Here is an 18575-nt window from a genome sequence, read left to right as displayed (position 1 = left end):
GCAGGATTGGCGCGCAAGCACCCTCCATGCACGGGTCCTGATGCCCGCATCCAGACTTCGGGGAACCGCCTATGGCCCGATCTTCCGACACCACCCACGATCAAGCCGCATCCGCCTTCAATCAGGGGGTCGACCACACCCTGAAGCTGCTGCACGGCCTCGTACCGCTGGATGCCTGGATGCTGACTCGCGTCGAGGCCAACGAACAGATCGTGGTGCGCGCCGAGGACCACGCCTACGGCATCGAGCCCGGTACCACGTTCGCCTGGAGCCATTCCTTCTGCATCCGTATGCTTTCCGGGCAGGGCCCGCACATCGCACCCGACACCCGGCAAGTACCGGCATACCGAGAGGCCCTTGCCGCGCAGCCGGAACCGATCGCCATCGGCAGCTATATCGGCTACCCCATCCACGATCAGAACCAGGGCATGTACGGCGTGCTCTGCGCAATGCACCCGGAGCCCCTGCCCACCTCCATTGAAGAACGCGCTGACGACATCGAGTCCGCGGTGCGGGTGATCGAGTCCCTGCTGGCGCAACGGCGCCAGCTGGACGAACTCGAACGCGAACAAGAGGCCCTGCGCCTGGAGGCATACAGCGATGCACTGACCAGCGCCTACAATCGGCGTGGTTGGCAGCTGGTTCTCGCAGCCGAGGAACAGCGCTGCGAGAGCCACAGCCTGCCGGCCGGCATCATCGCGATCGACCTCGACCATCTGAAAACCGTCAATGACGAACAGGGCCATGCCGCCGGTGACCAGCTGATCGCCACGGCCGCACAGGCCCTGCTCGCGGCGCTGCGCGAGCGCGACCTCCTCGCGCGCCTGGGCGGCGACGAGTTCGCCGTGCTGCTGCCGGACACCCCGGCCGACCACCTCCCCGAAATCGCCGAGCGCCTGTCCTGCGCGATGGAAGGCGCAGGGGTGGCAGCCTCCATCGGGTTCGCCTGCCGGACCGTCAATGGCTCGCTGCTCGCCGCCCAGACCAGCGCGGATGAAGCCATGTATCAAAACAAGCGCAGGCGCCGTGCCACGACCCGTCCACGCGACCACGGCGCCTGATGCATTCGCACCGTGATGCACCCACCCGCTGCCGCCAGCAGGTCGATGGTTTACCATTGATCCGATCCGCATCCGGACGACCCCTTACCCACGAGGCCGTTTCATGAGCAAAACCGTCACGCTGACCGACAACACCACCGGCAAGAGCATCGAGCTGCCGATCCAGGAGGGTTCCCACGGCCCCAACTGCCTGGACATCCGCACCCTGTACAAGGAGCTCGGCTACTTCACCTATGACCCGGGGTTCATGTCGACTGCCAGCTGCCGATCCGATGTCACCTTCATCGATGGCGACGAGGGCACCCTGCTGTATCGGGGATACCCGATCGAAGAGCTGGCGGAGGAAAGCACCTATCTCGAGGTGTGCTACCTGCTGCTGAACGGGGATCTGCCCTCGGCCGACGACCTGCACGACTTCTCTCGCATCATCAAGGAGCACTCGATGCTGCACGAGGCCGTGCGCCGCTTCTTCGACGGCTTTCGTCACGATGCGCATCCGATGGCGATCATGGTCGGCGTGGTGGGCGCGCTGTCGGCCTTTTATCACGACAACGTCGACGTGCATAACCCGGAGCACCGCCGCATTGCCGCACACCGGCTGATCTCCAAGATGCCGACCATCGCCGCCTGGTCGTACAAATACGCCCACGGCCAACCGTTCATGTACCCCGACAACAAGCTCTCCTACACGGCGAACTTCCTGTCCATGATGTTCGGCGTGCCCAGCGAGCCCTACCAGCCGAATCCGGTGTTCGTGCGCGCGCTGGACCTGATCCTGATCCTGCACGCCGACCACGAACAGAACGCCTCGACCTCGACCGTGCGCCTGTCCGGTTCCTCCGAGGCCAACCCGTTCGCCGCGATCTCCGCCGGCATCGCCTCCCTGTGGGGCCCACTGCACGGGGGTGCGAACGAAAAGGTCGTGCGCATGCTCGAGGAGATCGTGAACTCCGACAAGAGCGTGCAGGACTTCGTGGCCCGCGCGAAGGACAAGAACGACTCCTTCCGGCTGATGGGCTTCGGCCACCGCGTGTACAAAAACTACGACCCGCGCGCCAAGATCATCCGCAAGATGTGCCACGAACTGCTGGCGGAAATGGGCGATATGGGCGCCGAGAATCAGCCGCTGTTCGATGTCGCGATGGAACTCGAGCGCATCGCGATGGAGGACGACTACTTCATCGAGCGCAAGCTCTACCCCAACGTGGATTTCTACTCCGGCATCATCCTGCGCGCGATGGGCATCCCGCTGAACATGTTCACCGTGATCTTTGCGCTGGCCCGGACCGTGGGCTGGATCTCGCACTGGAACGAGATGATGCAGGACCCGGAGTCTCGCATTGGCCGCCCGCGCCAGCTCTACACCGGCTACCCCGCGCGCGAGTATGTTGCGATCGAGGAGCGCTAGGCACCTCCGGGAACTTCCGCGATCTTCATGCGCAGACTGAGGACCAGACGCCGCCGGTTTCCACTCGCTCCCCTCGTCTAGTCGCGGCGACCCGGCACTGACGCCGCGCCGCCGTTCTTGCGCGCCTGCCGCCAACCGCAGGCGAGCACGCGTCTGCTGTTCGCATTTGCGGGTGGACACCCCCAATATCCCGAGCCCGCGCGAGTCAGGGCACGCCCCGTTGTGCCCTTGCCGAAGCCGCGAACGAGTGCTAATAACAGGATGTTGCGCCAGTGCGAGGGAGTCGCCATGACCACCGATCGATTCTTCATGCTGTTTGCCGGCATCGTTGTACTGCTCAGCGCCCTGCTGACCTGGCTGGCCAGCCCCTGGTGGCTGCTGCTGGCCGCCTTCATGGGTGTCCACCTGATTCAGGCGTCGTTTACTGGCTTCTGCCCGCTGGTGATGATCCTGAAATCACTGGGACTGCGCCCTGGAAACATCTTTCCCTGAACCCCCGTCCGGTGCGGGGATCGAACCCATGGCGAGTGCTTCGGTACAGGCGCTGGCCCCTTGCATTCACCCACCAGACCCGTATATTAGTACTTACTAATAATCAGTCAGGAGACAAGCCCCATGAGCATTGACCGCGTAGTCCTCGCCTTTGCCGGCACCGTCGTGATCATCAGCGCCATCCTCGCGTGGGTCTTCACGCCGATGTGGCTGATCCTGACGCTGTTTGTCGGCTTCAACCTGCTGCAATCCGCCTTCACCGGCTTCTGCCCGCTGGCGATCATCCTCAAGGCCATGGGGGTGAAGCCAGGAGAGGCCTTCAACTAGCCTCTTCCGCAAGGCGAGAAAGGCCCGGGCGCCGCATGGCCCCGGGCCTTTTTTATGCGCCGGGCACGCCTGCCCCGCAGGGGTGCCCGGATGGATCTAAAATCAACACACGGACGCCTTCCTGACACCGGGGGCCAGATGCATTTTCGGGATCGCAATGATGCCGGCGAACAACTCGCGGCTGCGCTTGAGCACTACCGGGGGCAGCCCGGCGTCATCTATGCCCTACCCCGCGGTGGCGTACCCCTCGGCGTCGCCGTAGCGCGCCATCTGGGCATGCCGCTGGACCTGCTGATCCCGCGCAAGATCGGCCACCCGTTCCATCCCGAATACGCCATCTGCGCGGTACCCGAATACGGCGAGCGCGTATGCAATGCGCGCGAGGCCGCCAGCGTGGACCAGGACTGGCTGCAACGGGCCGAGGCCCGCGAGCGCAGCGAGGCCCGGCGCCGTCGTCAGCTCTACTGCGCGGGACCCGGCCCGGACGTGCAGGGCAAGCTCGCGATCATCGTCGACGACGGCATCGCCACGGGCCTGACCATGCGCGCGGCCATCCGCGACGCCCGCCAGCGCCAACCCGGACGTCTGGTGGTCGCCATTCCCGTGGCACCGGCCGATACGGCCGCTCTGCTCGAGGTCGAGGTGGACGAGCTGGTCACGCTGGATACCCCCGAGTACTACCGAGGCTCGGTGGGCGCCTATTACGAGAATTTCGAGCAGACCACGGATGACGAGGTCATCCTGTTGCTGGCCTCCGCCACCGGCGCGCGCAAACCCGATGTCTCGCGCTAATCCCGTCACCCTCGCCCTGCGTCTCGATGGCGCCCTCCATCAGGGTATTTTGGCCTGCCCCGAACACCCCGTTGGACTGGTGATCTTCGCCCACGGCAGCGGCAGCAGCCGCCTGAGTCCGCGCAACCATCAGGTCGCCGAGGTACTTCAGGATCGCGCCATCGCAACCCTGATGTTCGATCTCCTGACCGAAGAAGAGGACCGCAGCTACGCCAACCGCTTCGATATCGACCGGCTGGCACGGCGGCTGGCGCAGGCCTGCGACTGGGCCGCAGCCGAGCCCGGTATCCGACATCTGCCGCAGGGCCTGTTCGGTGCCAGCACGGGGGCCGCGGCTGCATTGCGTGCGGCCGTCGCCCGGCCACAGATGATCCGCGCGGTCGTCTCGCGTGGCGGGCGCCCGGACCTCGCCGGCGACGCCCTGCCCGCAGTGCGCTGCCCAACGCTGTTGATTGTGGGGAGAGGACGACATGGTGATCGCACTCAACCAGCAGGCCCGCGACCGGATGCAGGCGCCCTGCGAGCTGTCGATTGTGCCCGGCGCCACGCACCTGTTCGAGGAGCCCGGAACCCTGGACCAGGCCGCCCGCCTCGCCGCCTCCTGGTTCGCCCGCTGGCTTGCCGCTCCACTTTCCGACACCGACGCCGAAACAGGGGCCTGAACTCACCGCGCCGGCCCCATCGCGACGCCTGCCCGGCCTGTCCTACAATGGCGACCTGTTCGCCCCGAGGACGATCGCGCGTGCTTACCCTGTTACCCCGGCTGTTCCAGCGCGCACCGGCGCTCGATCCGGAGAGCCGTGCCTGGATTCAGGCCGTCTTCGACTGGTCCGAGGCTCAACCCCAGTGGCGGCGCATGCTCGAGCACGCCGATCTGGTATGCCCGACCGCAGCGCACTTTCCCGGCCGCGCGGATAACGCCCCGGAAATGGCCCAGCTCGTGTTTGACCGGGTGCTGGCGCATGCCGGGCTTGCCGACAGCCCCTTCCGACTCGCGCACGCCGGAGCCCTGATGGACCAGCCCATTGCGTGGGACACGCTGGCCACGCCGGTGGCCGAGGCCGTACCCGCCACGGGGACCGTGCGCATCCCCTACGACCCGCAACTGGTCCCGCACTCCGAGGCCCTGATCGCCCACTTCGCCCGCGAGATCGCGCTGCGCCTGCTGCCCACCGCCGAACGGCCCGCGCCCGCCGCCGAAGACAACACCCCGCACATCGCGGAATTGCTGGCCGTGCAGCTGGGCTTCGGCATCATGCTCGCGAACACGGCCTTCCACGTACGCGTGAATCAGTGTGGTGCCTGCAAAGGCCCCTCCGCCGAACGCGAGGCGGCCCTGTCGCGCGACGACCTGGCCTACGCCCTGGCATTGTTCTGCCGCCACAAGGGCATCCCGCCGGGTCGTGCGCGCTCCCACCTGAACGCACCATTGCGCGCGGCCTTCCGCCATGCCGTTCGGGATGTGGCCCGCAACAAACGAACAGGCGCCAGTGGCGCCGCCTGAAGCCACCCGGGTGGTCGCCCGACGTTATTTCAAGCGTTTTATGACAATTTGAAAGTAATGGATGGATAGTCCGGTAACTTCCATGCCTCTCGAGCGCGGCGGATCACGATTCGTACCCGCGCAAGTGGAAGAACGCCATGCGGCCATCTATGGGACAGGATGCAACCCCCGTCTCTCAGGAGGCCCGTCATGTTCACGCCCCGAACCCTTCTCGCCACTCCACTCCTCCTCGCCCTGGCGGCAGCGCCTCTGCAGGCCAGCGAGGGTACCTTCAACACCCCGACCCTGATCCCCGAGATCGCAATGAAGGCGGTGGAGGCCGCGGTGGAGGCCTGCCGCGACCGCGACACCCAGGTCACCGCCGCGGTCGTGGATCGCCACGGTACACCCCAGGCCCTGAAGCGTGATCGTTTTGCCGGTCCGCACACCGTGGACACCGCAATCAGCAAGGCCTGGACCGCGGTCAGCTTTCGCACGGACACCCTTGATCTGCGCGAAATCACCGAGCCGGGCGCTGCCGGGTACGGGATTCAGCACCTGCCTCAGGTGAGCATCCTGGGTGGCGGCAAGCAGATTACGGCGAACGGCCGTATTGTCGGCGGCATCGGGATCTCCGGTGCGCCCAGCGGCCAGGTCGACCACGAATGCGCAGCGGCCGGGGTCGAGGCCATCGCCGAAGACCTGCTCTGACGCACAACCCTTGAAGGGGCCCTCCGCCACCGGGCGGAGGGCCCGCGTACCCGCCGCGTCAGCCCGCCAACAGACCGCTGCGCTGCAGGCCGTCAAAGATGAACTGCACCGCCAGCGCACTCAGGAGCACGCCGAGGATACGGGTAAGGACGTGGGCACCGGTCACGCCCAGCCAGCGCTGCAGGCGGGCGGCGACCAGCAGGCACACCAGCGCCAGCAGCATCACCGCAAGCAGGGCGCCGATCACCACCACCTGGGCGGCCCATTCGCCCTCGGCGCGGCTCATCATCAGGATCGCCGCGCCCATGGCCCCCGGTCCGGCCAGCAGCGGCGTGGCCAGCGGAAAGATCGACAGGTCCTTGCGCATGCGGGCCTCCTGGGTCTCCGCCGCCGTGGCCGAAACACCCCCCGAGCTGCGCGCGAACACCATGTCGATCCCGATCAGCAGCAACAGGATGCCACCGGCCGTGTAGAGCGCGGCCAGCGAGATCCCCAGCAGCGACAGCACGGCCTCGCCCACCAGCGCAAACAGCAGCAGGATCGCGGTTGCGGCCAGCGCGCCGCGAATGGCCATCGCACGGCGCTGCGCCGGGTCCACGCCCCGGCTCAGGATCGCGAACACCACGGCCACATCCACCGGCCCAATCGTCACGAAGAACGTCGTCAGGGCCACAATTGCCAGCTCGATCATCGTGACGACTCCCTGTTGGCGGCTGTGCTGCGGCGGCGGCCCACCGGCGCGAATGCTCCCGGCCTTTCCGGGTTTAAGTTGCCACCCGCCGGCGGCGACCGTACTTTAGCGCGTCCTGAAAAACTTATTGGGGACCTTTCGCTGATGAAACGCCGTACTCTCGGCCGGCTGACGCTCGCCAGCCTCCTGGCCACACCCGCCCTCGCCGCCGCTCAGGAAAGTGCACCAACGCTCGGCACGGTTTCGGTTACGGCCACCGGTTACGAAACCCTGATTGACGAGACCCCCGCTTCCGTTACCGTGATCGAGTCCAGCGAGATCCGCAACCGCGAGGCGCGCACCCTGGGCGATCTGCTGCGTGGCCAGCCGGGCATCGCCACGGCGGTGGACGGATCGGTGGGCTCCGATCCGATCATCCGCGGACTCAAGCGCGACCAGGTCCTGGTGCTGGTGGACGGTGTACGCATCAACGCCATGCAGCCACCGGCGCGTGGTTCGCTGGCGTCCTATGTGAACGTGGACCTGATCGAACGCATCGAGATCGTGCGCGGTCCGAGCTCCGTACTCTATGGCGCCGGCGCCATGGGCGGCGTGATCAACATCATCACCCGCGGCGGCGACTTCACCGAGGAGCCCGAAACCCGCGGTTTCTCGCGCCTGGGTGTCACCTCGGTGGATGACGGCATCCGGGGCGCGGTCGGCGTGACCGTCTCCAACGACCGCAACGTGCTGGACCTGTCCACCGCGTATCTGAACACCGACGACTACAAGAACGGCGACGGCGACCGCCTGCGCGACTCCGGCACCGAACAGAACGCCTACCACCTGCGCTATCGCGGCAAGCTGGCGCCGGGCCACGAGGTCCAGTTCCGCGCCCAGCGCGACGAACGCAAGGACGTCTGGTACCTCGCCTCGCGAAACTTTAATGAGAACGATCCCAGCGGACTACCCGCTGGCGCGCCCCCTCTGGGACTCAACACCCACTACACCCCGCGCCAGACACGCGACCTCTTCGAGCTTCGTTACGAAGGCGAACTGTCCGGGGCCTGGGCACCCCGCGTCGAGGCCTCGGTGTACCGGCACGAACTGTCGCGGGGCAACTACGACTGGAACGCGGAACTCGGACGCGATTACCGTACCTCGGATACCGATTTCACGACGGACGGACTTCGCGTGCAGACAGAACTGGTGCCCGCCGATGACCAGGTTCTGCTGTTCGGTACTGAGGCCTGGCGCCTTCGTGCCAGTCCCGTTTCGTTCATCGGCGCCGAGGCCAACGGGTTCCGACCGGAAAATGCCGCGCCGACGCCGCTGGTCGAGAATGGCCGAATTGAATCCACAGGGGTCTTCGTCCAGCACGAGACCTACCTTGACTCGGCAACCGTCAATCTTGGCGCCCGCTATGACGAAGTGCGCGGAAGCGCCGATGCCGCCATGGGGGTTTCCGAACCGCTGGACAAGACCGACCGCAACTTCAGCTGGTCGGCCGGGCTCACCTGGCACCTGGACGAGGCCTTCAATCCCTACTTCAGCCTGTCCGAAGGTTACCGCTCCGCCAGCCTGCTGGAGCGCTACCTGACCTACCCCTACAGCGACGGCTTTACCTGGCAGAGCAACCCGCAGCTGGATCCGGAACGCAACCGCACCTTCGAAGTCGGAGCCCGCGGCCGGATCGGCGCCACCTCCTATACCGTCTCGGCTTACGAGAGCCGGATCCGCGACTACATTGGCGGACGGGTGGTCGAAGGTGCGCCACAGCCTACCAAGGAAACCATCAACCTCGACGAGGCCCGCATCCATGGCGTCGAGGCCTTGCTGGAGCATGCCTTCACCGACGCGATCACCGGCTACGCGAGCGGCACCTGGATCCGCGGGCAGAATCGCGACAGCCGCTTCGACGAGCCACTGACCCAGATGCCGCCGCCAGAGGCCAGTATCGGTCTGAGTCAGACCGTGGCCCGGGGCTGGCAGTGGGATGCGCGTCTGCGCGCCGTGGCGAGCCAGAGCCGCACTGCTGACATCTTTACGGAAAACAGCGAACGCAATACTTCAGGGTTCGCCACCGCCGATCTCGCCGTGGGCTACCGTTTCGGGCCGAGCGCGGGCTTCCGTTCCAATGAGCTCACGTTCAGCGTGACCAACATTGCGAACAAGACCTACCGCGAGCATGTCAACGAGATGACCGAGGCGCGCCTGGACCCGGCCAACGGTGTACAGGACATCTGGGCCCCGGGCCGCGGCTTCGGGCTCACCTGGAATGCAGAATTCTGACCGACTGCCTCACGAAAAAGACAAGGAAACCGCTATGCGTTTACGCGTAATCGACTTCGGCCAGCAGCCGGCCGTGCGCTCCCAGGCCGTCTACCACGGCATCGCCGAGGCCATGGGCAAGGACGACGACCCGGTGCTCACCCTGGTCAACCCGGACGAGCCCTACGTCTGTGTGGGCCTGCACCAGGAGATCGCCCTGGAGGCGGATGAGGATTTCTGCAAGGAACAGAACCTGCCCATCATCCGCCGGCACGTCGGCGGTGGTGCGGTCTACCTGGACCACAACCAGATGTTCTTCCACTTCATCTATCCGTCGTCGAAGGCGCCGCGGATCGTCGCCGACATCTACAGAAAGTTCATCGACCCGGTGATCAACACCTATCAGGACCTGGGCGTGAACGCGACCTTCCGTCCGGTCAACGACATCCACGTGGACGGCCGCAAGATCGGTGGTACCGGAGCCGCCAGCATCGGCAACGCGACGGTGATGGTCGGCAGCTTCATGTTCGACTTCGACACCGCCACCATGGCGCGCTGCCTCAAGGTGCCGTCGGAGAAGTTCCGCGACAAGCTGCGCGCCGGCATGGAGGACTACATCACTACGCTGTCCCGCGAACTTGGCGAGATACCGGCCCGCGAGACGGTGCGCGACGCCTTCCTGAAACGGGTGGCACAGGATCTCGCGGTGGAGGTCGAGATGAGCGAGCCCACCGCCGAGGAAAATGCCGCGATCGAGGAGCAGGTGAGCGAGCTGACCGATCCCGAGTGGACCTACCGAAAGGGGCGGAAATTCGTGGAAATGGGCGTCAAGATCGCGGCCGGGACGCATCTCACAGAGGGCGCGCACAAGGCGCCCGGCGGCCTGATACGCGCACAGCTGCTGGAAAAGGACGACCGCATCGCCGACCTGCTGCTCTCCGGCGACTTCACGGTATTTCCCGAGGACGGCATGGACCGGCTGGCCGATGCACTGCACGGCCAGCCGCTGGAGGAAGAAGCCCTGCGTGGCGCGGCGGCCACCTGCATGAAGGAAATCGGAATGGATGCACCCGGCATCGAGGCCGGTGACATTGCGACCGCGATCCTGAACTGCGTGCACCGCGAACCGCACTGACGGCGGCCGTTGCTGCCGCACCAGGCGGCAGTACATTCCGGAAACCACAAAAAAGGCCGGGCGCCCGATGGCCCCGGCCTTTTGCGTACCCCACCCGGGGCACTCAGGCCGTATTCAGGAACTCGGCCCGGCTCGGGGCCGTAGCCAGACGCTCGCAATCGCCCACAAACGGCTGCGAACCCCCCGTCGCCCGCTGGGTACAGCTGAGCACCTCGGCGGCCCAGTCCGGAAGATCCGGCGCCAGGCGGTAATAGATCCAGTTACTCTCGCGCCGCGTACTCACTACTCCATGCTGCCGCAAGGCAGCCAGGTGCCGCGAGACCTTGGGTTGCGACATCTCCAGCGAATGCGTCAGCTCGCACACACAGAGCTCCCCCTCCTGCTGCATCAGGAGGAGCGAACGCAGACGCGTCTCGTCGGCCAGAAGATTGAACAGGTCCGTGGGATTAAGAGACATATCGCATCCAGCATCGATTGTTGAGTGGACTATATCCCGACACAAAGGGTGGGACAATGCAGGGCCGGGAAAGGCGGTGCCGCGCGCTCGCGGCATGGCTAGTGGTGATGATGGCCATGATGCCCCCCGGAATCGCCTGGCTGCGGTGGCTCGCCCGCGTCCGTCGCGCCGGCCCGCGCAAGCGTCGCCAACACCCGGCTGTACGAATCCACCGCCTCCGTGCGCGAACGATGGTGGTCATGCGGCCCATCCATGGCTTGATGCTCGGCCGCGCCTGCCCCGGAGTCGTGCGCATGGGAATGGCCGTGGTGGTGTTCATGCGAGTGGGCCGCATCCTCGCCATGGTCCGTGCTGTCCCCCGCTTCGTCCTCCGGCATAGCCAGCGCCAGCCCATGCATGTGCAGGGCCAGTGACTTCGGCGTGGCGCCATCGCCACGTACGACATCGACATCGGCCCCTCGATTCACCAGCGCTTCCACCATCGCCGGATAGCCGTACAGGACCGCATAAGTCAGCGCCGTATTGCCCCTCGGACCACGGGCATCCACGTCCAGGTCCGGCTCCTTCAGCAGACGCCGAACGATGCCGGCATCGCCACCATGCACGGCCTTCATCAGCACGGTTACACCCTCGCGCTCGCGCGCGTTCACATCGGCGCCCGCCTCCAGCAGGCGATCGGTCAGCGTCTCGTCGATTCCGACCGCCACCAGCAACGGGGTCAGTTCCCATGGTCGATGGGCCTGGTTCACGTCCGCACCCTGCGCGATCAGCGACTCGGCCTGGTCGATGTCGCCACGCGCCACGGCCTGGTAGAGCTGCTGGTCCGCCTGCTGACCGCTCGCGAAGGCGGGCACAACGGCGACCACGGCGACTAGCCAGGCAACCCCGACCATGGCCAGCGGCTTGTAAAAAAGATTCATTGTGCGCTCCCATCAATGGGCCCGGCCGGATCGGGATCCGGCCGGGCCGACTGCAGCCGGTTACACCGGCATCCGGATGAACCCCGGCTGTCAGGAGATGTTGAAACGGGTGCGGATGGACCCGATCGGCTTCAGCATCCCGTTCGCCGCGCGGAAATCGAAGAAATCGATATCCACCGGGAAGGACCCGGCCTGCTGCGGTTCGAAGATCAGGTCATAGCGCTCGGCCGCCGTCATGATGATCTCCCCACCGGCCGGGATCGTCTCGATCTGCGGCAACGGGCGACCATCCTCGGCGACCACCTGGATCGGGCCCAGCTCCTGCGGGAAACGCACCCGCTGCGGGACATATCCCGCCATGATGTAGCGCAGCAGTACGCGATCCAGCCGCGAGGCATTGACCACCACCGAGGGATCGGTCTCGCTCAGGTCAGCGCCCACGCCATTGATGCAGAAGATCTCCGGATTGAAGTCGTTCAGTCCGGCATCCCCGCCGCAGAGCGCCGCGTCCCATGGCAGGCAGTGCCAGTTCATGTCGATGTCGTCGACGGCCCAGATGGCCTCCACGGTGTAACTCGGCCCACCCTCGTAGACCGTGCCCGGTCCGCTCGGCGGATCAATGATCAACGCGCCGTACATGCCCATCTCTGCATGCAGGACGGTATTGGTATGGCAGTGATAGAAGTAGGTCCCGGCCTGCGAGGCGCGCCACTGGTAGGTGTACTGCCCCAGGACGTCGAACGAGTAGTGGCCCACCCCGTCGTTGAAGGTGTCAGGCTCGATCCCGTGGTGGTGCACCGTATGGGGGGCCATCATTGCCATCGCATTCAGATGCGTATGCACGATCTGACCCTGGCGCACGCGCATCGGGGGCGAAGGCATGGCGCCACCCATGCCGCCGCCTCCGCCACCGCCGCCCATGCCGCCACCGCCCATGCCGCCGTCCATGTTGAAGCCCCAGATCGGGACCTCGACACCGTTGATGACCTGACTGCCCTGCATGAAGGTGTTCAGGAAAAATTCCACATCGGGTGTGACCCGGTTGGGGGTGTTCGGTGCATCGATATGCAGCCCGCAATTACCGGTAATCCCGGCATCGCAACCGCCACCCATGCCGCCGCCATCTCGATTTCTGCTCATGATTTCTTGCTCCCTTGCAATCCGTTTGTCCAGGTGGGGTTCAGGACAACTCGTCCACTTTTCGAGTCAGATCCGACTCCGTCTGCGGTGCCGCACCCATCACGATCGGCGCATGCGCCCCGTGGGGATAGGATCCACCGCCTGCGGTCTGCGACATCTCCACATGGCAGTGCATGGGGAAGTGCTGAATCTGATTGGTGGAGACCGGCGGATAGGCATCCGGCGGGGCCTTGAAGGGAAAGATCACGTCGCGCACGTCCAGCGGGAACATGGACACGGCGTCCTTGTTCTTGAAGGGTGCGCTGAAGCGCTCGTAGTTGATAGTGACCATCTCGACATGATTGCCGTGGAAATGCGGCGCATGGACGATGCCGCCCGCATTGAGCATGCGCACATACGCGGCCTCGTCGTAGTGCCCCATCAATTCGGTGTTGTACTCGTGCGTGTTCTCGTACGCCTGGCCGTTGATGGTGAAATACCGCGGATTGAAGCTGTCGGGATCAATGGCGCTGACCTGGTAATCCCCCAGGTTGCGGACCTGCTCGCCCCAGGCCGGGTCGACGTTGCTGAACATCCACTTGTACTGGCGCACGAACTGCGGCCCGCCGACAAAAGGTCGGTCCTTGATCCCGGCCGGCATCACCACCAGGGTCCCGTGCAGCCCCATAATGCGGTTTACGCCGTTGTTCTGGTCGTCGTAGTAGAGATAGGTCCCGGCCGGCGGGGCCGAAAACGTAAAAGAGATCTGGTTCTGGGCACTGGCCTGGTAACGGATATTGGTCGCCCCGACCTTGAACGCCACCGGCGTATGCAGGGTGTTGTCCAGATTGACGGTAATACTGTCGCCTTCCTGGCAGACCAGCGTGGGCCCTGGCCAGCTCATCGCCCCGGTGGCCGAGAAGCCGAACATCAGCGCCGTTGTGCCATCAATCATGGTGACATCGCCGCGGCGTGCCGACAGGTCGATACTCAGGTCGGCCGCCTCAGCCCGGGGGGACCAGGCCAGAAGGCCGATCGTACCGGGCACAGCGAAGCCTGCAGACAGGGCCATACCGCCCTTCAGGAACTCTCTACGATGCATGCGCTTGTTTCCTCTGCTCGAACGAGGGGAACCGCGCGGGAACTCGCGACTGTGGCACGGGACCAACGGGGGCAAGCCACCTTTTCCGTGATCAACAGTCGCGGGTCGGCCGCTACCCCTGCTCCCTCGGTTCCGGGGGTCGCGTACCAACCGGAGCACCGCTCACCTGGGGGTGAACTGGCGGCGTTTCCGTCCCGCGTTCGCGTCCGGTCTTCCTGCATCCTGCAGGAATCAAACGACCAAACAGCGGGCAAAGATAGACCACGCATACAGAATCACAACAAGGTTATTACCGACTACCTATATGCCGAAATGCTGACTCCTACCCGGTAGCACGAAAGTTTTCTTGAACTTTTCGGTTGTTACCCACTCTTTTCCTGTATAGTTCTTGGTTTGCGTTTGCCATCCGTTTTTTTGACCGGGGTCTCGGATTCCGGCCCTCGTGAGTACCCCTGAATGTCTGATTCCCCCTCGTTCTCCCAGCTCGGCCTGTCCGAGACGCTGGTCCGCGCCCTGTCGAACATGGGCTTTTCCTCCCCCACCCCCGTCCAGGCCGCCTGCATCCCCGCGTTGCTGGAAGGCCACGACGTGCTCGGTGAGGCCCAGACCGGCACCGGCAAGACCGGCGCATTCGGGCTGCCGCTGATCGAGCGCATTGACGCCGACCAGCGCCACCCGCAGGCGCTGGTCCTCGCCCCGACCCGCGAGCTGGCCAACCAGGTCGCCGGGGCCCTGACCGCGTTTGCACAGCCGTTCGCGTCGATCGACGTACTACCGGTCTACGGCGGTCAACCCATGGGCGAGCAGCTGCGTGCCCTGCGCAAGGGTCCCCAGATCGTGGTCGGCACCCCCGGGCGCGTGGTTGACCACATCAAGCGCGGCACCCTCGACCTGAACGGCCTGAGCATGGTGATCCTGGACGAGGCCGACGAGATGCTGCGGATGGGCTTTGTCGAGGAGATCGAATGGATCCTCGAACAAACCCCGGCCACGCGTCAGACCACCCTGTTCTCCGCCACCATGCCGGCACCGATCCGCCGTATCGCGCACCGCTACATGAGCGAACCCCGCGAGATCCGCATCGGCGCGGGCAACGAGGCCGGCACCGATATTGACCAGAGCTACTGCCTGGTGGACGCGCGCCACAAACTGGAGGCGCTGACCCGCCTGATGGAGACCGAGGACGCCCTGGACGGCGCCGTCGTCTTCGCCCGCACCAAGGCCTCCACCGTCGAGATCGCGGATGCACTGCTCCAGGCCGGCATTGCCGCCTCGGCGCTGAACGGCGACATGGAACAGGGCGAGCGCGAACGCGTGGTGCAGGATCTGCGCGACGGGCGGCTGGATGTCATCGTCGCGACCGACGTGGCCGCGCGCGGTATCGACGTGCCGCGCATCAGCCACGTATTTAACTTCGATGCCCCGGGCGATGCCGAGGTCTATGTCCACCGCATCGGCCGCACCGGCCGTGCCGGGCGCAAGGGCCGCGCCATTCTGTTCCTGGAACCGCGCAAGCGCCGCATGCTGCGCGATATCGAACGCCTGACCGGCAAGCCGGTGCGGGAACAGCCCATCCCCGATCGCCAGGCGGTACAGGCACGCCGCGAGGCGCGCTTCGCCGAACGCGTGCAGGCGCTGCTGAGCGACGAGTCCGCGCGCGCGCACACGGCACTGGTGGACCGCCTGCTGGCCGACACCGGGGCCAGCGAGCGTGAACTGGCCACCGCGCTGATCGCCCTCGCGACCGCCGGCAGCCCGCTGGACGCCAGCGCCCAGGCCGGGGCCGACCCGGTTCTGGCTGCCGCCCGCAACCCGCGGGGCGAACACGGCCCGGCGCGCCGCGACGGCAAGCCGCGCGGCGAACGCCCGTCACGCGGCAAGGATCGCGAACCCGAAGCCGACATGGTGCGCTACTACATGCCGGTTGGCCGCAATAACGGCGTCGCGCCCGGCGCCATCGTCGGCGCGCTCGCCAACGAGGGCGGCCTGAACGGCCGCGATATCGGCCGCATCGGCCTGCGCGAAGACCACAGCCATGTGGACCTCCCGGCCTCGCTGGACGCCGCGGCCATCCGCCGCCTGGGCAACATCCATGTGGCCAACCGCCGCCTGGAACTCACCCTCCAGGCACCGCGTCCGGGTCAGGCCAGCAGCGCCGGCGAAGATCGTGGCGCCCCCCCGCGCAAGCCCGCCAACAAGGCGCGCGCGGGTGCCCCCGGCAACAACCCACGTGCCTTTGACAAGCCCAGCGCCGGCAAGCGCGGTCCGGCACCGGCCAACCGCAAGCGCCCGGCCTACGCCGCCGCGCCCGGCAAACGCCCCGTGCGCAAGGGCGGCACCAGCGCCAAGACCGCCGGCCCACGCGCAGACGGAACGCTGATGATCAAGCGCAAGGTCGCCAACGGCTAGCGCCGTCGGCCCTGGGCAAGCACCCGACGCCCGCCCCTCTCCGAGGGCGCGGGCGTTCTCTTTTTGCGGCCGCCCCCGACAGCGACGCGGGCACCGCCACACCGCTCAGCGCCGGATCAGACGGTGCAGGAGCTCGAACTTGCCGTTGGTGTGATCGGTACGACCTAGAGCGTCTTTCCAGATCCAGTGCGAGTCCGGGAACAACACCCGCATCTGCGGCTCGGCACAGTGAAAGGGCGGGCCACCCTCGGCACCGGTCTGCATGAAACAGGCAAACAGCTCGCCTCCCGGGCGCAGCCAGGTGTGCAGGCGCGCGGCGTACGCATCCCACTGCGCGGGCGCCAGCGCGCACAAGGAGGTCTGCTCGTAGACCCCGTCTACCGGGGTTTCCGGCTGCCAGGCCAGCATATCCGCCTGTACGACCTCGGCCTGCAGACCGGCGGCCGCCAGGCGTTCCCGCAGGTGGCGCACCGGCGTGGGGGCCACATCGACGCCGATCGCGTGAAAACCACGCTCGGCCAGTGCCGGAACCTCGTGCCCGAAACCGCAGCCCGGGACCACAATGCGGCCCCCCGGCGCCAGGTCGGTGACGTCCAGCCAGCACTCCAGGGACGGGCTGGGCATACCCCGGTCCCAGCGCGTGGATCCGGCCTGATAGCGGGCCTCCCAGTCGGCCTCCGCGTCTACCTCGCCAGGAACCACGGAGACATCAGACGCATGCTCGGAATTTGGCATCACGCTCCTTCTGGTAACAGGATGGGATTCACGCTCGACCATACCAGACCCGCTACGACTCACGGAGAGCCCATGGACCGCAGCCAACTGCCCTATCACATCTATCGCCAGGAACTGGGACCGATGGAAAACTTCGTCTACCTGATCGAGGATCGCGCCAGCCATCGCGGCGCCGTGGTCGATCCGGCATGGGAGCCGGAGGCCATCATCCGCCAGGCGCGCGAGCAAGGGGTCGAGATATCCGACATCCTGCTGACCCACAGTCATCACGACCATATCAACGGGGTCGAAGCCATCCTCGAGCACTACCCCAACGCGCGTCTGCACCTGCTGAAGCCCGAGGCCGAATTCTGGGGCAAGCAACTCGAGCGCCCACAGCTGCACCACGGCGGCGACGAAATGCGCCTGGGCGACACCGAGATCCGCTTCCTGCATACCCCGGGCCATACCCCGGGATCCGCGTGCTTCCATCTGCCGGCGGGCGACGACCTGATCACCGGCGACACCCTGTTCGTCTTCGGCTGCGGCCGCTGCGACCTCGAGGGGGGCAACCCGGAACAGATGTTCCACACCCTCAATGGGCTGCGTGACGGCCTCCCGCCGCACACCTGCATCCATCCAGGCCACAACTACGCGGAAAAACCCGAATCCACGCTGGAAGAAGAGGACGCCGGCAACCCCTTTCTGCACTTCGAGGACCCGGACGCCTTCGTCCACTACCGCATGCACGAACACGATCGCGTGCGCAGCACCCCTTATCACCCCATGCCGAGAGCCGGGAAACCGGGCAAGCCATAGCCGCTGGAGACGAATCGGCGCGAACGGCTTGCATCCACCGGGGGCAATCGCGATAATGCGCGCCTCCAGACGACGCGCCCGTAGCTCAGCTGGATAGAGTACCTGGCTACGAACCAGGTGGTCGGAGGTTCGAATCCTTCCGGGCGCGCCATATTCCTGAGAAAGGGATCAGTGACTTACAGTCGCTGGTCCCTTTTTCGTTTTGGGTCAGGTCACGTCCCGTGACACTCTCGTGCCACTTCTGTGACAAACCTGTAACACGCTGCTGGGGCTACTTGTGCCCTACGAGTACCTGGCTCCGTGACAAATTCCGTGCCTTGTGGCCGGTTAGAAGTCCTCCGAGCGCATCCCGGCGGCCTGTCCTCAGGAACGGTCCGACGCATCTCCTTCGTCGACGAACTCAACAAGTTCTTCGATGCGGCAGCCAAAGTACTTGCACAGGCGGTCCAGGGTGTCCGTACCAACGTTATAGCCCTTGTTGTTGGCTATCTTCGAAAGCGTAACGCGGTGGACCCCAGCCTCTTCGGCGATTTCCTTAAAGGTAACCACCCGTCCCTCCTGATATTCCTTCTCCGCTACGAGCTCTTTCAGCTTGATGCGTATAGCCATGACGCCCGAGCACTCCATTTGTAGTTGACACGCTACATCGATTGTGTACGATTGACATTGTGTGAAGCGCATACGC

At 65.6% G+C, this 18575-nt stretch carries 18 protein-coding genes, 1 tRNA gene and 1 pseudogene; 13 read left to right on the top strand and 7 right to left on the bottom strand.

Translation table 11 applies throughout. From position 1 onward, the window contains the following. The first annotated feature begins 71 nt into the window (after positions 1 to 71). From D000_RS0107685 to D000_RS0107645, 8 genes and pseudogenes are all read left to right on the top strand, one after another. Entirely contained in the window at positions 72 to 1061 is a 990-nt protein-coding gene (locus D000_RS0107685) for a diguanylate cyclase (RefSeq protein WP_018872953.1), read from the top strand. 103 nt (positions 1062 to 1164) lie between these two features. Beyond that, entirely contained in the window at positions 1165 to 2469 is a 1305-nt protein-coding gene (locus tag D000_RS0107680; RefSeq protein WP_018872952.1) for a citrate synthase, read from the top strand. A gap of 288 nt (positions 2470 to 2757) precedes the next feature. Then, entirely contained in the window at positions 2758 to 2961 is a 204-nt protein-coding gene (locus D000_RS0107675; RefSeq protein WP_018872951.1) for a DUF2892 domain-containing protein, read from the top strand. A gap of 123 nt (positions 2962 to 3084) precedes the next feature. After that, entirely contained in the window at positions 3085 to 3288 is a 204-nt protein-coding gene (locus tag D000_RS0107670) for a DUF2892 domain-containing protein (RefSeq protein WP_018872950.1), read from the top strand. A 138-nt stretch (positions 3289 to 3426) separates the two neighbouring features. Next, positions 3427 to 4080 (top strand): phosphoribosyltransferase, encoded by a 654-nt coding sequence (locus D000_RS0107665; protein WP_018872949.1) that lies wholly within the window; start codon positions 3427 to 3429, stop codon positions 4078 to 4080. After that, a pseudogene (locus D000_RS13440) lies at positions 4067 to 4742 on the top strand (dienelactone hydrolase family protein). Before D000_RS0107665 ends, D000_RS13440 begins: the two are co-directional and overlap by 14 nt. Before the next feature lie 80 nt (positions 4743 to 4822). Beyond that, positions 4823 to 5584 carry a hypothetical protein gene (locus D000_RS0107650; RefSeq protein ID WP_018872947.1) on the top strand — a complete coding sequence of 254 codons (762 nt, stop codon included), beginning with the start codon at positions 4823 to 4825 and terminating at the stop codon, positions 5582 to 5584. 189 nt (positions 5585 to 5773) lie between these two features. Beyond that, positions 5774 to 6274 carry a heme-binding protein gene (locus D000_RS0107645; protein ID WP_018872946.1) on the top strand — a complete coding sequence of 167 codons (501 nt, stop codon included), beginning with the start codon at positions 5774 to 5776 and terminating at the stop codon, positions 6272 to 6274. A 58-nt stretch (positions 6275 to 6332) separates the two neighbouring features. Here the strand turns inward: D000_RS0107645 and D000_RS0107640 are convergent, their stop codons facing one another. After that, complete coding sequence (locus tag D000_RS0107640) at positions 6333 to 6965, bottom strand: MarC family protein (protein ID WP_018872945.1); 633 nt, start codon at positions 6963 to 6965, stop codon at positions 6333 to 6335. 144 nt (positions 6966 to 7109) lie between these two features. Here D000_RS0107640 and D000_RS0107635 point away from each other — a divergent pair, with 144 nt between their 5' ends. Beyond that, complete coding sequence (locus D000_RS0107635) at positions 7110 to 9236, top strand: TonB-dependent siderophore receptor (RefSeq protein WP_018872944.1); 2127 nt, start codon at positions 7110 to 7112, stop codon at positions 9234 to 9236. Between the two features lie 34 nt (positions 9237 to 9270). After that, a complete protein-coding gene (locus tag D000_RS0107630; RefSeq protein WP_018872943.1) occupies positions 9271 to 10350 on the top strand; it encodes a hypothetical protein in 1080 nt (359 codons plus the stop codon). Positions 10351 to 10453: 103 nt separating this feature from the next. Here D000_RS0107630 and D000_RS0107625 read toward each other — a convergent pair whose 3' ends face one another. The 4 genes from D000_RS0107625 to D000_RS0107610 all read right to left on the bottom strand — a co-directional run bounded on the left by D000_RS0107625 (position 10454) and on the right by D000_RS0107610 (position 13918). Next, positions 10454 to 10807 carry a metalloregulator ArsR/SmtB family transcription factor gene (locus D000_RS0107625; protein ID WP_018872942.1) on the bottom strand — a complete coding sequence of 118 codons (354 nt, stop codon included), beginning with the start codon at positions 10805 to 10807 and terminating at the stop codon, positions 10454 to 10456. A 98-nt stretch (positions 10808 to 10905) separates the two neighbouring features. Further along, a complete protein-coding gene (locus D000_RS0107620) occupies positions 10906 to 11727 on the bottom strand; it encodes an ankyrin repeat domain-containing protein (RefSeq protein WP_018872941.1) in 822 nt (273 codons plus the stop codon). 90 nt (positions 11728 to 11817) lie between these two features. Further along, positions 11818 to 12867: a multicopper oxidase domain-containing protein gene (locus D000_RS0107615; protein WP_038047633.1), complete on the bottom strand. Its 1050-nt coding sequence runs from the start codon at positions 12865 to 12867 to the stop codon at positions 11818 to 11820. Between the two features lie 40 nt (positions 12868 to 12907). Further along, positions 12908 to 13918 carry a multicopper oxidase domain-containing protein gene (locus D000_RS0107610; RefSeq protein ID WP_018872939.1) on the bottom strand — a complete coding sequence of 337 codons (1011 nt, stop codon included), beginning with the start codon at positions 13916 to 13918 and terminating at the stop codon, positions 12908 to 12910. 486 nt (positions 13919 to 14404) lie between these two features. On the opposite strand from D000_RS0107610, the gene D000_RS0107605 reads away from it, so the two are divergent. Continuing rightward, positions 14405 to 16357: a DEAD/DEAH box helicase gene (locus D000_RS0107605; protein ID WP_018872938.1), complete on the top strand. Its 1953-nt coding sequence runs from the start codon at positions 14405 to 14407 to the stop codon at positions 16355 to 16357. 105 nt (positions 16358 to 16462) lie between these two features. Here D000_RS0107605 and D000_RS0107600 read toward each other — a convergent pair whose 3' ends face one another. Continuing rightward, positions 16463 to 17092, bottom strand: a complete 630-nt coding sequence (locus D000_RS0107600) for a methyltransferase domain-containing protein (RefSeq protein ID WP_018872937.1) — start codon at positions 17090 to 17092, stop codon at positions 16463 to 16465. Positions 17093 to 17164: 72 nt separating this feature from the next. Between D000_RS0107600 and D000_RS0107595 the strand changes: the two genes are divergently transcribed. After that, the gene (locus D000_RS0107595; RefSeq protein WP_018872936.1) at positions 17165 to 17890 is read left to right on the top strand and encodes an MBL fold metallo-hydrolase; all 726 of its coding nucleotides are present in this window, start codon (positions 17165 to 17167) and stop codon (positions 17888 to 17890) included. 74 nt (positions 17891 to 17964) lie between these two features. Further along, positions 17965 to 18041: transfer RNA gene (locus tag D000_RS0107590), tRNA-Arg, on the top strand. Positions 18042 to 18253: 212 nt separating this feature from the next. Here the strand turns inward: D000_RS0107590 and D000_RS0107585 are convergent. Beyond that, complete coding sequence (locus D000_RS0107585) at positions 18254 to 18499, bottom strand: helix-turn-helix transcriptional regulator (protein WP_018174061.1); 246 nt, start codon at positions 18497 to 18499, stop codon at positions 18254 to 18256. Positions 18500 to 18575: the final 76 nt, after the last annotated feature.

Origin of the sequence: Thioalkalivibrio sp. ALJ16, from assembly GCF_000377345.1 — a bacterium.
Taxonomy (GTDB): domain Bacteria; phylum Pseudomonadota; class Gammaproteobacteria; order Ectothiorhodospirales; family Ectothiorhodospiraceae; genus Thioalkalivibrio.
The sequence above is the reverse complement of the archived record's forward strand: the minus strand, read 5'-3'. Positions and strand labels throughout refer to the sequence as shown.

Coding starts and splice junctions, on each gene's coding strand:
- D000_RS0107685 (WP_018872953.1), top strand. CDS start 72: ATGGCCCGATCTTCCGACACCACCCACGATCAAGCCGCATCCGCCTTC.
- D000_RS0107680 (WP_018872952.1), top strand. CDS start 1,165: ATGAGCAAAACCGTCACGCTGACCGACAACACCACCGGCAAGAGCATC.
- D000_RS0107675 (WP_018872951.1), top strand. CDS start 2,758: ATGACCACCGATCGATTCTTCATGCTGTTTGCCGGCATCGTTGTACTG.
- D000_RS0107670 (WP_018872950.1), top strand. CDS start 3,085: ATGAGCATTGACCGCGTAGTCCTCGCCTTTGCCGGCACCGTCGTGATC.
- D000_RS0107665 (WP_018872949.1), top strand. CDS start 3,427: ATGCATTTTCGGGATCGCAATGATGCCGGCGAACAACTCGCGGCTGCG.
- D000_RS0107645 (WP_018872946.1), top strand. CDS start 5,774: ATGTTCACGCCCCGAACCCTTCTCGCCACTCCACTCCTCCTCGCCCTG.
- D000_RS0107640 (WP_018872945.1), bottom strand. CDS start 6,965: ATGATCGAGCTGGCAATTGTGGCCCTGACGACGTTCTTCGTGACGATT.
- D000_RS0107635 (WP_018872944.1), top strand. CDS start 7,110: ATGAAACGCCGTACTCTCGGCCGGCTGACGCTCGCCAGCCTCCTGGCC.
- D000_RS0107630 (WP_018872943.1), top strand. CDS start 9,271: ATGCGTTTACGCGTAATCGACTTCGGCCAGCAGCCGGCCGTGCGCTCC.
- D000_RS0107625 (WP_018872942.1), bottom strand. CDS start 10,807: ATGTCTCTTAATCCCACGGACCTGTTCAATCTTCTGGCCGACGAGACG.
- D000_RS0107620 (WP_018872941.1), bottom strand. CDS start 11,727: ATGAATCTTTTTTACAAGCCGCTGGCCATGGTCGGGGTTGCCTGGCTA.
- D000_RS0107615 (WP_038047633.1), bottom strand. CDS start 12,867: ATGAGCAGAAATCGAGATGGCGGCGGCATGGGTGGCGGTTGCGATGCC.
- D000_RS0107610 (WP_018872939.1), bottom strand. CDS start 13,918: ATGGCCCTGTCTGCAGGCTTCGCTGTGCCCGGTACGATCGGCCTTCTG.
- D000_RS0107605 (WP_018872938.1), top strand. CDS start 14,405: ATGTCTGATTCCCCCTCGTTCTCCCAGCTCGGCCTGTCCGAGACGCTG.
- D000_RS0107600 (WP_018872937.1), bottom strand. CDS start 17,092: ATGCCAAATTCCGAGCATGCGTCTGATGTCTCCGTGGTTCCTGGCGAG.
- D000_RS0107595 (WP_018872936.1), top strand. CDS start 17,165: ATGGACCGCAGCCAACTGCCCTATCACATCTATCGCCAGGAACTGGGA.
- D000_RS0107585 (WP_018174061.1), bottom strand. CDS start 18,499: ATGGCTATACGCATCAAGCTGAAAGAGCTCGTAGCGGAGAAGGAATAT.